This is a genomic window from Kineococcus vitellinus (assembly GCF_009906315.1).
GTDB classification, from domain to species: domain Bacteria; phylum Actinomycetota; class Actinomycetes; order Actinomycetales; family Kineococcaceae; genus Kineococcus; species Kineococcus vitellinus.
This window is the reverse complement of sequence record NZ_JAAALL010000119.1, coordinates 1-12,548: the sequence shown is the minus strand read 5'-3', so window position 1 is coordinate 12,548 and position 12,548 is coordinate 1. Positions and strand designations below refer to the sequence as shown.

Annotated in this window: 11 protein-coding genes and 2 pseudogenes; 6 read left to right on the top strand and 7 right to left on the bottom strand. The window is 74.1% G+C overall.

Features of this window, described 5'->3' with window-relative positions; translation table 11 throughout:
- Both GTQ99_RS24390 and fdh read right to left on the bottom strand, forming a co-directional pair.
- Positions 1 to 505 (bottom strand): annotated as a pseudogene (locus GTQ99_RS24390) (hypothetical protein); the annotation flags it as partial.
- 194 nt (positions 506 to 699) lie between these two features.
- Positions 700 to 3,960: pseudogene (gene fdh / locus GTQ99_RS12055) on the bottom strand (formate dehydrogenase); the annotation flags it as partial.
- A gap of 106 nt (positions 3,961 to 4,066) precedes the next feature.
- On the opposite strand from fdh, the gene GTQ99_RS12045 reads away from it, so the two are divergent.
- From GTQ99_RS12045 to GTQ99_RS12035, 3 genes are all read left to right on the top strand, one after another.
- Positions 4,067 to 4,912: an aldo/keto reductase gene (locus tag GTQ99_RS12045; RefSeq protein ID WP_166615974.1), complete on the top strand. Its 846-nt coding sequence runs from the start codon at positions 4,067 to 4,069 to the stop codon at positions 4,910 to 4,912.
- Between the two features lie 160 nt (positions 4,913 to 5,072).
- On the top strand, positions 5,073 to 5,531 hold the full coding sequence (locus GTQ99_RS12040; RefSeq protein ID WP_240897272.1) for a DUF4383 domain-containing protein: 459 nt from the start codon (positions 5,073 to 5,075) through the stop codon (positions 5,529 to 5,531).
- A gap of 181 nt (positions 5,532 to 5,712) precedes the next feature.
- The gene (locus tag GTQ99_RS12035; protein ID WP_166615972.1) at positions 5,713 to 5,967 is read left to right on the top strand and encodes a type B 50S ribosomal protein L31; all 255 of its coding nucleotides are present in this window, start codon (positions 5,713 to 5,715) and stop codon (positions 5,965 to 5,967) included.
- A 151-nt stretch (positions 5,968 to 6,118) separates the two neighbouring features.
- Here the strand turns inward: GTQ99_RS12035 and GTQ99_RS12030 are convergent, their stop codons facing one another.
- From GTQ99_RS12030 to GTQ99_RS12015, 4 genes are all read right to left on the bottom strand, one after another.
- Complete coding sequence (locus tag GTQ99_RS12030) at positions 6,119 to 6,736, bottom strand: methyltransferase domain-containing protein (RefSeq protein WP_166615971.1); 618 nt, start codon at positions 6,734 to 6,736, stop codon at positions 6,119 to 6,121.
- Positions 6,737 to 6,810: 74 nt separating this feature from the next.
- Positions 6,811 to 7,254, bottom strand: coding sequence for a PPOX class F420-dependent oxidoreductase (locus tag GTQ99_RS12025; RefSeq protein WP_338074943.1), 444 nt, complete (start codon positions 7,252 to 7,254; stop codon positions 6,811 to 6,813).
- A complete protein-coding gene (locus GTQ99_RS12020; protein ID WP_338074942.1) occupies positions 7,251 to 8,771 on the bottom strand; it encodes a cryptochrome/photolyase family protein in 1,521 nt (506 codons plus the stop codon). Before GTQ99_RS12020 ends, GTQ99_RS12025 begins: the two co-directional genes overlap by 4 nt.
- A gap of 60 nt (positions 8,772 to 8,831) precedes the next feature.
- Entirely contained in the window at positions 8,832 to 9,635 is an 804-nt protein-coding gene (locus tag GTQ99_RS12015) for an MBL fold metallo-hydrolase (protein WP_166615970.1), read from the bottom strand.
- Positions 9,636 to 9,677: 42 nt separating this feature from the next.
- On the opposite strand from GTQ99_RS12015, the gene GTQ99_RS12010 reads away from it, so the two are divergent.
- From GTQ99_RS12010 to GTQ99_RS12000, 3 genes are read left to right on the top strand one after another with little or no spacing between them, the layout of a single operon-like run.
- Positions 9,678 to 10,154, top strand: coding sequence for a hypothetical protein (locus GTQ99_RS12010; RefSeq protein WP_166615969.1), 477 nt, complete (start codon positions 9,678 to 9,680; stop codon positions 10,152 to 10,154).
- A gap of 5 nt (positions 10,155 to 10,159) precedes the next feature.
- Complete coding sequence (locus GTQ99_RS12005) at positions 10,160 to 10,681, top strand: DUF2243 domain-containing protein (RefSeq protein ID WP_166615968.1); 522 nt, start codon at positions 10,160 to 10,162, stop codon at positions 10,679 to 10,681.
- A complete protein-coding gene (locus GTQ99_RS12000) occupies positions 10,678 to 11,445 on the top strand; it encodes a cytochrome c oxidase assembly protein (protein ID WP_166615967.1) in 768 nt (255 codons plus the stop codon). Before GTQ99_RS12005 ends, GTQ99_RS12000 begins: the two co-directional genes overlap by 4 nt.
- On the opposite strand, the gene GTQ99_RS11995 is transcribed toward GTQ99_RS12000, so the two are convergent.
- Entirely contained in the window at positions 11,414 to 12,499 is a 1,086-nt protein-coding gene (locus GTQ99_RS11995) for an SPFH domain-containing protein (RefSeq protein WP_166615966.1), read from the bottom strand. The two genes, GTQ99_RS12000 and GTQ99_RS11995, sit on opposite strands and share 32 nt — an antisense overlap.
- Between the last annotated feature and the right edge of the window lie 49 nt (positions 12,500 to 12,548).

Here is a 12,548-nt window from a genome sequence, read left to right as displayed (position 1 = left end):
GTGCACCGCCGCCGCAGCCCCCGCCGCCACCACCGCCGCACCCGCAGCCGCCCGCCGGGGCGGCCGACCGCTCGGCGGCCACGTCGGCCAGCGGCTGCCCACCGGGCACGCCGGTGCCCAGCCGGGAGGCCTCGTCGAAGACGTCGATGCCCGCGGCGACCACGTCCTGCTGCAGCGCCTCGGAGGAGGTTCCCGTGGCGGCACCGGCGAACGGGGAGGTCTGCGCGCCGATGGGGCGCGACTGCTCGATGAAGGCGACCGCGCGCCAGGAGTCGGCGCCCAGGCCGCCGGTGTTGTCGTAGGACATGCCGAGCAGGTCGATGCCGTCCTCGGGCACCATGTTCCACTCCTTGCACGCCACCTCGCAGGCCTTGCAGCCGATGCAGACCGAGGTGTCGGTGAAGAAGCCCTTGCGCGGCGGCGGGTCCACGTAGCCGGCGTCGCGCGCGGGGTCCAGCAGCCGGCCGGACAGGCTGTTCTCGCCGATCTTCAGGCCCAGGACCATCAGTGCCCCTCCAGGGTCGTGTCGGGGTGCCCGTCGAGGACGACCGGGTCGACGCCGCTCTGCTGCGGCTGCCCGGGGCGGGAGCGGACGTCGTGCCGCACGCCGAGGACCTTGTCCATGTCCTCGCCGCTGTGCCCGGTCCCGGTGGGCGTGGTGCCCGCCATCGCCTGCTCGGTGCGGGTCTTGCCCTGCGGGTCGATGAGCTCGGAGGTCACCGAGACGGCGCCGGAGGACATCGTCACCGCGCCGCGGACGCGGTAGGAGTCGATGAGCTCCAGCGAGGCCGGCCCGCGCGGGCGCCGGCCCGGCTGCACGTCGCAGGTGCCGGCCTTGAACTCCTGGATGTGCACGTTGGGGTCCAGCGTCAGGTGCGCGAGGTCGTTGACGACGTCACCGGTGGTGAGCCCGCCCTGGCCCCAGTGGTAGGGCAGCCAGACCTGGTGGACCTCGGTGCCCTGGACCCGCAGCGGGGCCATCCGGTCGGTGACCATGACCCGCGCCTCCACGACGGCGCGCGCGGTGACCACGTGCGCCCAGCCCAGGTGCTCCAGGCCGCGCATGGCCGCCAGTTCCGGGGAGACCTCCATGAACAGCGCCGGCTGCAGCTCGGCCAGGTAGGGCAGGTAGCGGCTCATGCCGCCCGCCGTGTGGTGCTCGGTCATCCGGGAGGTGAACCACACGAACGGGAACACCTCGCTGCCGCGCTCCGGCGGCGAGGGGTGCACCTCGTTGAGGTGGTTGGTGTAGATCTCCCGCGCCGGGTTCGCCTGCTGGGTGTAGACGGCGTTGCGGAACGGGGACTCGGCCGGCTCGTAGTGCGCGGGCAGCGGGCCGTCGACGACGCCCTTGGGCGCGTAGAGCCAGCCCTTGCCGTCGCTCTGCATGATGAACGGGTCGTCCCCGGCGATGGCCTCGACGCCGGTGGCGCCCTTCGGCGGGCGGTACGAGGGGGCCTTGGTCGCCTCGAAGTCGGGGATGTCGTCCCCGACCCAGCGGCCCTGCTCCTCGTCCCACCACACCAGCGCCTTGCGCTCGCTCCACGGCTTGCCGTCCGGGTCGGCCGAGGCGCGGTTGTAGAGCACCCGGCGGTTCATCGGCCAGGCCCAGCCCCACTCGGGGGCGTGCAGGGACTGCTCGCGCCCGGGCTTGCGGCGCGCCGCCTGGTTGACCCCGTCGGCGTAGACGCCGGAGTAGATCCAGCAGCCGCCGGAGGTCGTGCCGTCGGCCTTCATCGCCGTGTACCCCGGCAGCAGCTCACCGGTGCTCAGGTCGTAGCCGTTGATCTCCTTGAGGACGTCCTCGGAGCTGGGCTCCCGCTCCTCGCCGTGCAGCGGGTAGTCCCAGGTCATCTGGAACAGCAGCCGGTCGCGCGGGTCGGTGGAACCGGCCAGCTTCTCGCGCATCCTCCGGCCCAGGTGGTAGAAGAACCACAGCTCGCTGGTGGCCTGCCCCGGCGGGTTGACCGCCTTCTCGCGCCACTGCAGCAGCCGCTGCGTCTGGGTGAAGGTGCCCTCCTTCTCCACGTGGGAGGCGGCGGGCATGAAGAACACCTCGGTGCGGCACTCCTCGGGGACGATCTCCCCCGTCTCGACCTCGGGGGCGTCCTTCCAGAAGGTGGCGCTCTCGATCATCACGAGGTCGCGCACGACCATCCAGTCGAGGTTGGCCATGCCCAGGCGCTGGGCGCGGCCGTTGGCCGAGCCGACCGCCGGGTTCTGCCCCAGCAGGAAGTACCCGAAGATCTTCCCGCCCTCGATCATGTCCATGACCTGGCCGTAGGTGCCGTGGTCGCCGTTGATCCTGGGCAGGGCGTCGAAGAGGTAGTCGTTCTCCGCCGTCGCGCTCCCGCCGAAGTACGCCTTGAGCAGGCTGACGGTGTAGGCGTCGGCCTTGGACCAGAAGCCCTTCTGGTTCGGCCCCTTGATGGAGTCCACGTACGCCTGCAGGCTGGGGTGCCGCTCTGCGTGCGGCATCTGCAGGTACCCGGGCAGCAGGTTGTACAGCGTCGGGATGTCCGTCGAGCCCTGGATCGAGGCGTGCCCGCGCAGCGCCATGACGCCGCCGCCGGGACGGCCCATGTTGCCCAGCAGCAGCTGCAGGATCGCGCCGGTGCGGATGTACTGCACGCCCGTGCCGCGCTGGGTCCAGCCCACGCTGTAGACGAGCACGCCGGTCTTCTCGCGGCCCGAGTTGGAGATCCAGGCCTCGGCGACCTCCTCGAAGAGGTCCTGCGGGATGCCGCAGACCTCCTCGACCATCTCCGGGGTGTAGCGGGAGAAGTGCCGCTTGAGCACCTGGAAGACGCACCGCGGGTGCTGCAGCGTCTCGTCGCGCTGGATCCGCTCGTGGTCCACCGCCGCGCCGCCGGCGCCCAGGGCGTGGCCGGACTCGCTGTCGGTGGACTCGGCGGTCTCCTCCTCCTCGTCGCCCTGCCCCTCGGAGCCGGCGTACTGCCAGGAGGAGGTGTCGTAGGAGCGGGTCTCGGAGTCGAAGCCGGAGAACAGCCCGTCGAGGTCCTCGGTGTCCCGGAAGTCCTCGCTGACGATCCACGAGGCGTTGGTGTACGCGAGCACGTACTCGCGGAAGTCCCGCTCCTGGGTCAGGACGCGGTTGATGATCGCCCCCAGCAGCACGATGTCGGTGCCGGTGCGGATCGGGACGTAGGTGTCCGCGAGGGCGCTGGTGCGCGTGAAGCGGGGGTCGATGTGGATGACCCTGGTCCCGCGCGCCTTGGCCTCCATCACCCACTGGAACCCGACCGGGTGGCACTCGGCCATGTTCGAGCCCTGGATGACGATGACGTCGGCGTTGCTCAGGTCCTGCAGGTCACCGGTGGCTCCACCGCGACCGAACGAGGCACCCAGACCGGGCACCGTGGCGGAGTGTCAAATGCGGGCCTGGTTCTCCACCTGGATCGCGCCCATGGCGGTGAACAGCTTCTTGATGAGGTAGTTCTCCTCGTTGTCCAGCGTGGCGCCACCCAGGCTGGCGATCCCCATCGTGCGGTTGAGGGGGCGGCCCTGCTCGTCGGCGTCCTGCCAGCCGCGGCGGCGCGCGTCGATCACCCGGTCGGTGATCATGTCCATCGCGGTGTCGAGGTCCAGGTCGGTCCACTCGGTCGCGTAGGGCGCGCGGTACTTGATGCTCGTCATGCGGCTGTCGCCGTTGACCAGCTGCTCGCTGGCCGAGCCCTTCGGGCACAGCCGGCCGCGCGAGTGCGGGCTGTCGGGGTCGCCCTCGATCTGCACCACGCGCTCGTCCTTGACGTAGACGCGCTGACCGCAGCCGACGGCGCAGTACGGGCAGACCGACTTGGCGACGCGGTCCGCCGTGCTCGTGCGCGGCGTCAGCGACTTCGACCGGTTGGACTGGGTCGCGGCACCGCGACCCAGCGGGTCGTCGCCGGTCAGCTGCCGGTAGACCGGCCAGCCCTCGAGAAACGTCTTCAGGCCCATCCCGCACCTCCTGGCACCGGACCCTACGACAGCTTCCGGTGGCGAGCACGCGCACCGGGGACCAGCGTGTCCCGCGTCAGCTTCCACCCCTCAGGAGGGACTCCCCGTGGCAGTACCGGTCATCACGCTCAACGACGGACGCGAGATCCCGCAGCTCGGCTTCGGGGTCTTCCAGATCGAGCCCGCGCAGACCGCCGAGGCGGTGCGCAGGGCCCTGGAGATCGGCTACCGGCACATCGACACCGCCGAGATGTACGGCAACGAGGCGGAGGTGGGCCAGGGCGTGCGCGACGCCGGGCTGGCCCGCGAGGACGTCTGGATCACGAGCAAGCTCAACAACGGCTTCCACGAGCCCGACGCGGCGCGCAGGGCGATCGACGACTCCCTGACGGCGCTGGGGACCGACCACCTGGACCTCTTCCTCATCCACTGGCCGCTGCCCACCCGCTACGGCGGCGACTACGTCTCCACGTGGAAGGTGCTGGAGGAGGCGCACGCCGACGGCCGGCTGCGCTCGATCGGCGTGTCGAACTTCCAGCCCGCCCACCTGCGCCGCCTGCGCGAGGAGGCGACGGTCGTGCCCGCCGTCAACCAGATCGAGGTGCACCCCTACTTCACCAACGAGGCGGCCCGCGAGGCCAGCGCCGCGCAGCAGACGGCGGTCGAGGCGTGGTCGCCCATCGCCCAGGGCGGCGTGCTGGACGACCCGGTGATCACGCAGATCGCGCAGCGCCTCGGCAGGAGCCCGGCGCAGGTGACCCTGCGCTGGCACGTCGAGCGCGGTGACATCGTCTTCCCCAAGTCCGCCACGCCCTCGCGCATGGAGGAGAACTTCGCCCTCTTCGACTTCGAGCTGAGCGGCGAGGACGTCGCCGCCATCAGCGCGCTGGACAAGGGCGAGGAGGGCCGCACCGGTCCGAACCCCGACACCTTCGACTACGTCCCCGACTGAGGCGCCACCGGCCGAGGGCCCCGGCCGGGGCCCGGTCGGTGCCCGGTCGGTGCCCGGTCGGTGCCCTCGCCCCGCGGCGGCCGCCGCGCTCCGGTGCGGCGGCCGACGCACCGCCACCCGGTGACGGGCGCCGCGGCGCGAGTGCGGGATGATGGGGGGCATGAGCTCTCCGGCGGCCATCGAAGCGGCGACCACCAGGGGCGGCCCGGTCCGCCAGAACGCGAGGATCACCGGGGGGGTCATGCTGCTCCTCGGCGTCCTCGGGCTGATCCCGGGCATCACGACCAACTACGACGAGCTGGGCATCTACCGCAGCGGCGCCCAGCTCTTCGGCGTCTTCCAGGTGTCCGTGCTCAGCTCGACGCTCTTCCTGCTGTACGGCGTGACGATCCTGGCCTTCGCGGGGTCGGTGCGCCAGGCGCACAAGAGCTCCGTGCTGCACGCGCTGCTGCTCATCGGCATGGGCGTGGCCGCCTGGGGCATCGTGCAGAACTCCCCCGCGCCGCTGCTGCCCGCCGACGGCGCGAGCAGCCTGCTCTACCTGCTGCTCGGCATCGTCTTCCTCGTCACCAGCAACCGCGCCCGCGCCCGCGAGGTGGAGCAGAACGGCATCTTCTGAGCCGCACCGCCGGCGAGACGGCACCACCCAGCACCACCCAGCACCGCCCGGGACCGCGCGTCCCGGGCGGTCGTGCGTGCGGGCGGGGGCGTCCCCGCGGCCGCGGGCATGGATCGGCGCCCTCCGCGGTTGTGCAGGGAGCAGCGGTGAGAACGGCTCTCACCGACCTCTGGAGGTCCCCGTGAAGACGAACGTGCACCCCGACTACGACCTCGTCGTGTTCCGCGACAAGTCCGCCGGGACGTCGTTCCTGTCCCGCTCCACGCTGACCACGCGTGGCGACCTGCCCACCGTGGAGTGGGAGGACGGGCGCACCTACCCCGTCTTCGACGTCGACGTCTCCTCGGCCAGCCACCCCTTCTGGACCGGCAACGCCCGCGTGCTCGACACCGAGGGCCGCGTGGAGAAGTTCCGCCGCCGCTACGGCCGCGCCTGAGCGGACCCGCCCGCAACGCCGTCCCCGGTGGTGCGGGCGTCCTGCTGCCCGGAACGGCGCGTGAGCCCCGCGGGGCCCGGACCGGCGCAGCACCCCCGGGCACCGGCCGCCGCGCAGGCGGCGAGAGCTCGGCTCCGACGTCCTCGGCCGTTCAGCGCGCGACCAGCGCGCGCCCCTCGTAGGTGTACCCGCTGACGCGGGAGGTCCCCGCCTCGACGTAGGTGCGCAGCTGCACCGCCGTGAAGCCGGCCTCGGCCAGCAGGGCCGGGACGTCGCGGTCGAGCACGCAGCCGGCCAGCCGCAGGTTGAGCCGGTTGCCGCGGCGCTGCCAGCGGGCGGTGCGCTCGTCGGGGGCCAGGCCGTGCTCGAGCAGGTGCAGCGCCGCGCCCGGGCGCAGCACCCGCGCCACCTCCCGCAGCGCGGCGACCGGGTCGGGGATGCCGCACAGCGTCCAGGTGCTCAGCGCCGCGTCGAAGCGGGCGTCGGGCAGCCGCAGGCGCTGGGCGTCGTCGCCGGCGATCGTGACCGGCACGGCGGAGGCCGCGCGCCGCTCGCGCGCCAGGCGCAGCGCCGCGGCGGAGGGCTCCACGGCCCAGACGCCGCGCACGGCGGCCGGCAGCCAGGGCTGGTTCAGTCCGGAGCCGTAGCCGATCTCCAGCACGTCGCCTGCCAGGCCCGCGCAGGCGCGGCGGCGGGCCTGCGCCAGCGCCGGTCCGCGCAGGGTGGCGTCGAGCAGCCGCGGCCGCACCCGCTCGGCGTAGAGACCCACGCACCGACGGTCCTCCCGCCGGCGCGCCGGGGCAAGGGGCGGCGCGGTCCCGGCTGCTGCAGCGGCTGGGACGCTCAGCCGGTCACGGTCAGCGCGATCGCGACCCGCTGCCCGTCGAAGCGCCCCAGCCGCTGCAGCAGCCGCTCGAAGGCGCGGTAGGTGCGGTACTGCCAGCCGTAGGCAGCGACCAGCGCGGCGTCGGCGGCGGGCAGGGCGTCGTCGCCCAGCAGCTCCGCGCGGGCCTCCACCGGCCGCCCGCGCGGGGTGCCCCGCACGGTGCAGGGGACGAGCTGGACGCGGGGCTCGCGGCGGATCCGCTTCACCTTGCCCAGCCCGGCCTCGGTGACGGCGACGAGCCGGCCGTCGGGCAGCCGGCCCACCCACACCGGTGTGGGCACCGCCCGCCCGTCGCGGCGGAACGTCGTCAGCTGCACGTACCGCGCCCGGGCCAGCAGCCCGCTCACGCGCCCGGCGTCGATCCCCCGCGCCCCCGCGGGGGTGTCCTGCGCTCCGTTCACGGTGCCTCCGCTCCCCTCTCCGCCTCCTGCTGCAGCACGCCGTCGAGGTCGCGCAGCCGGTCCAGCCCGCGCAGCGCCTGGCTCATCCGCCGGTTGCCCGCCAGCTGCTCGCGGTGGCCGGCCAGGAAGTTCCAGTAGCCCGCGGTGAACGGGCAGGCGTCCTCGCCGACGCGCACCTTCGGGTCGTAGCGGCAGCCGCCGCAGAAGTCGCTCATCCGGTCCACGTAGGCGCCGCCGGCGGCGTACGGCTTGGTGGCCAGCACCCCGCCGTCGGCGTGCTGGCTCATGCCCACGACGTTGGTGGTCATGACCCAGTCGTAGCCGTCGACGAAGTTGCGCCAGAACCAGTCGGCCAGCTCCGCCGGGCGGTAGCCGCGCTGCAGGCCCCAGTTGCCCAGCACCATCAGCCGCGGGACGTGGTGGGTCCAGCCCTCGTCGCGGACCTGCCCGAGCACGTGGCGCAGGCAGTTGGCCTCCACCGCGTCGGCGTCCAGGTCGCCGAACCAGCCCGGGATCGGGGTGCTCGCGCCGAGGGCGTTGCGCTGCTTGTAGTCCTCGCCCAGGTACCAGTACAGGTGCCAGGTGTAGGAGCGCCAGCCGACGACCTGGCGCACGAAGCCCTCCACCGAGGCCAGCCGCACGCCGTGCGCGCGCCCGTGCTCCTCGGCGCGGCGGGCGACCTCCAGCGGGTCGAGCAGCCCGAGGTTCTGCGGCGCCGACAGCAGCGAGTGCGACATCCAGCGGTCACCGGTGAGCATGGCGTCCTCGTAGGTGCCGAACTGCTCCAGCCGCCGCTCCAGGAAGCGGCGCAGCGCGGCGAGCGCCTCGCGGCGGGTCACGGCGAAGCGGCGCGGGCCGTCCCGGCCGGTGAACTCGACCCCGTCGTCGCGCTCCATGCGGTCCAGGTCCTCGCGCACCTGCGCGTCGATCTCGTCCTCGACCGGCCACCACGGCTCGTCCACGTCCAGCGACGCCTGCTTCGGCGGACCGGAGCGGTTGTGGTGGTCGTAGTTCCAGGACCCTCCCACGGGCCGCTCGCCGTCCAGGAGCAGGCGGTGGTGGTGGCGCACGTCGCGGTAGAAGTCCTCCATGAGCAGCCGGCGCTCGCCGCGGGCGTCGGCCCAGGTGCGGAACTGCCGCTCGGAGACGACGAAGCCGCGCGAGGCGAGCACCTGCACGCCCTCCAGCCGGCGCACGAAGCGCCGGGCCGGGTAGGAGGTGGGGTCGCACACGCTCACCGGCTCCCCGCACTCGGCCAGGCCCTCGCGGTAGGTGGGTGCCCGCACGTACGTGGCCTGCTCGCCCAGCTCGGCGGCGCGGTGGCGCAGCGCGGACAGGATGAGGTGCGCCTTGCGGCGGTGGAAGCGGCCGCGGGTGAAGACGTCGGTGGACTCCAGCAGCAGCACCGGCTGGTGCGGGCCGTCGAGGAAGTGCGGGCCGAGCTGGTCGGCGAACAGCCACCGGCGGGTCCCCGGTGAGCGCTCGGGCAGGTCCCCGACCGCGACGTCTGCAGCCACGGACCCACTGTGCAGGTGGCGGGCGCTCGCGGCACCCCGGGGCGGCACCCCGGCAGGTGGCTACCCCAGGTCGGCGGTCTCCCCCCGCGCCACGTAGCGCACGACGCCGCCCAGACCGCGGCGCTCCACCTCGGCGCGGAAGTCCGAGAGCGGGGAGCGGAAGACGCCGTAGTCGTCGAAGTGCACCGGCACGGCCGCGGCCGGCTCCACCAGCTGCAGCAGGTCCGCGCCGGCCACGCCGTCCATCGTCACCACCACGCCGCCCGGCAGCGTCGTGCCGCCCAGGTGCAGCACGGCCAGGTCGACGTGCGGGTAGCGCAGCGGCAGGTGCGCCAGCTCGGGCACGTTCAGGGTGTCGCCGGAGACGTAGACGGTGCGCTGCACGGGCCCGCCGACGGGGCCGAACTCCAGCAGGCTGCCCATCACCGGCGGCAGCAGCCCCTGCACGGCGCCGGGCGCGTGCCGGCCGGGTGCCGCGGTCACGCGGACCTGCTCGCCGCCGGCGCTCAGGACGTGGTCGTCCCAGGTGCGCAGGCCCGTGACGGCGGTGAAGCCGTGCCGGCGGCTCAGCCGCCGCTGCGCGTGCGGCGTGGTGACGATGGGCACCGAGCGCTCCAGGGCGCGCCGGGCGACCCGGTCGAAGTGGTCGCCGTGCAGGTGCGAGAGCACGACCCCCGTCAGCGGGGGCAGGTCCTCAACGGCGATCGCCGGCTCGGTCAGGCGCCGGGAGACCAGGCCCTTGCCCAGGTAGGCGTACTGGCCGCGGTGCAGGAAGTTCGGGTCCGTCAGCAGCGTCAAGCCGCCCCAGCGCAGCAGGACGGTGGCGGTGCCGACGAAGGTCAGCGACAGGTGCGGGGTGTCCACCCCGGGGGATTACCCCGCCCGGGCGGTGGGTACGCGTGCGGTGTGGACCTGCTGAGCGTGTACGTCGACGACCACCTGGCCGGAGCGGCCGCGGGGCGCGCCCGCTTCGCGCGGGCCGCGAAGGCCCAGCGCGGCACCCGCTACGGGGAGGCGCTGTCCCGGCTGCACGAGGAGGTCGCGCAGGACCGCCGCTCGCTGCAGCGGATCGCCCGCTCGCTGGGCGTGCAGCAGCGGCGCTCCCTGCAGGTGGCGGCCCGGGTGGGCGAGGCCGCGGGCGCGCTCAAGCCCAACGGGCGCCTGGTGCGCCGGTCCCCGCTGCGCCTGGTGGTCGAGCTGGAGGTGCTGACGCTGGGCGTGCTCGGCAAGGCGGCGGGCTGGCGCTCGCTGCTCGAGGTCGCCCGCACCGACGCGCGCCTGGACGCGCGCGAGCTGCAGGAGCTGCTCGCGCGCGCCGAGCGGCAGGCGGCGGAGCTGGAGCAGCTGCGCCGCGACGCGGTCGAGGAGGTCCTCGTCCCGTGAGTCCCGTGAGCCCCGACCGCCCCCGCGGTGCCGGGGGCTCCCGGGCCCCCGCCGGCTCCGCGGGTCCCGGGGGTCCGGGGAGCCCGCGGCGCAGGTCGCTGGTCACCGGTCTGCTCGTCGGGGTCGGGATCGCGGCCTTCGTCGACGAGGTGGTCTTCCACCAGGTCCTGCACTGGCACCACTTCTACGACCGCTCGAGCACGACCGCCGGGCTGGTCTCCGACGGCTGGTTCCACGCCTTCGGGTGGCTGGCGATGGTCGGCGGGATGTTCCTCTTCGCCGACCTGCAGCGCCGGCGGGCCACCGTGCACCCGCGCGTGCTGGCCGGCGCCCTCGTCGGCAGCGGCGGCTTCCAAGTCTACGACGGGCTGGTGCACCACAAGCTGCTGCAGCTGCACCAGGTCCGCTACGGCGTGGAGCTGCTGCCCTACGACCTGGTGTGGAACCTCGCCGGCGCCCTCGCGCTCCTCGCGGGCCTGGCGCTGCTGGCGCGCCACCGGCGGCGCGAGCGCGCGCGGGCGAGGTGACGCCGCTGCTGCCCGCGGTCCTCGCCGCGGCGGGCTGGGCCGGGCTGGGCGCCTACCTGTGGGCGGAGTCGCGGCTGCACCGGCGCGGGGACCGCTGGCCGCCCGCGCGCTCGGCGGCGGCGGTCGCCGCCGTGCTCAGCGCCACGGCCGCCGCGCTGTGGCCGGTGCGCGCCGCCACCGACGAGGTCGCGGTGCACCTGCTGCTGACGATGCTCGCCCCGCTGCTGCTGGCGCTGTCGGCGCCGGTGAGCCTGGCGCTGCGCACCCTGCCGCGCGCGCCGCGGCGGCTGCTGCTGGCGCTGCTGCACAGCCGGTGGGCCCGGGTGGTGACGTGGGCGCCCGTGGTGCTGGTGCTGGAGGTGGGCGGGCTGGCGGTGTTCTGGCTGGCGCCGCTCCCGCACGCGCTGCACGGGCCGCTCATGGTGCACATGGTCGCCGCGGGCTGGCTGTTCAGCACCTACCTGGTGGGGCGCGACCCGGTGCCCGGGCGGCTGGGCACCCCCGGGCGCGCCGCGGTGCTGCTGGTGGCCTCCGCCGCCCACCACCTGGTGGCCACGCTGCTGCACGCCCGCGGCGGCGACGCGGTCGAGGCGGCCACCGCGGCAGAGCTGCTCTCGCGCGGCGGCGACGCGGTCGAGGTGGCCACCGCGGTCGCGCTGTGCGCGCAGTGGTACGTGCGCACGCGGCCCCGGCCGGGCCGGGGCGCCGGGGCGCAGGGCGCGGTCGGGCCGCTCAGGGACCGGCGACGGGTCCCTGCGCGCTGATCCGGGTGGTCTCCTCGGCGTCGCGGGAGGCGCCGGCGGCCTCCTCGCGGGCGCGCCGCAGCGCCTCCTCGGGGTCCTCGAGCACGACCTCCTCGAAGTGGGTCGCCGGTTGCTCCGCCGGCCGCGGCGCGCGGGCGGCCCCGGCGGGGGTGCCGTCCCGGCCGCCGGCGCCGCCGGCGCCGTGGGCGGCGAACATCGACCCGAAGCCCTTGAGCGCGTCGTTCAGCTCGCTGGGCACGATCCACACCTTGTTGGCGTCGCCCCTGGCGATCTGCGGCAGCGTCTGCAGGTACTGGTAGGCCAGCAGCTTGGGGTCGGGGTCGCCGCGGTGGATGGCGTCGAAGACCTGGGTGATGGCCTTCGCCTCGCCCTGCGAGCGCAGGATCGCCGCCTGCGCGGCGCCCTCGGCGCGCAGGATGGAGGACTGCTTCTCGCCCTCTGCGGTGAGGATCTGCGACTGCTTGAGGCCCTCGGCGTTGAGGATCGCGGCGCGCCGGTCGCGCTCGGCGCGCATCTGCTTCTCCATCGAGTCCTGCACGCTGGCGGGCGGGTCGATGGCCTTCAGCTCGACGCGGTTGACGCGGATGCCCCAGCGGCCGGTGGCGTCGTCGAGGACCCCGCGCAGCTGGCCGTTGATCTGGTCGCGGCTGGTGAGGGTCTGCTCCAGGTCCAGCGAGCCGATGACGTTGCGCAGCGTGGTGACGGTCAGCTGCTCGATGCCCTGGATGTAGTTGGCGATCTCGTAGGTGGCGGCCTTGGGGTCGGTGGGCTGGTAGTAGATGACCGTGTCGATGCTCACGACGAGGTTGTCGGAGGTGATGACCGGCTGCGGCGGGAAGGAGACGACCTGCTCGCGCAGGTCGACGGTGGCGCGGACCTTGTCGATGAAGGGCACGAGGAAGTGCAGCCCCGCGTCGAGGGTGGTCTTGTAGCGGCCCAGCCGCTCGACGATGACGGCGGTGGCCTGCGGCACGATGCGGATCGTCCGGATGATCACCGTGGCGACGAAGACCACGACGAGGACGAGGACGATCAGGGTGACGGTGGTGCCCATCAGGGCGCCTCCTCCGGTCGTTGGGGCGCGGGGGGCGCGGGGGGTGCGG

What these genes read in the sequence shown, in the direction of transcription:
- GTQ99_RS12040 (WP_240897272.1), top strand. Translation starts at nt 5,073, where the DNA reads ATGAGCTCTCCGGCGGCCATCGAAGCGGCGACCACCAGGGGCGGCCCG.
- GTQ99_RS11995 (WP_166615966.1), bottom strand. Translation starts at nt 12,499, where the DNA reads ATGGGCACCACCGTCACCCTGATCGTCCTCGTCCTCGTCGTGGTCTTC.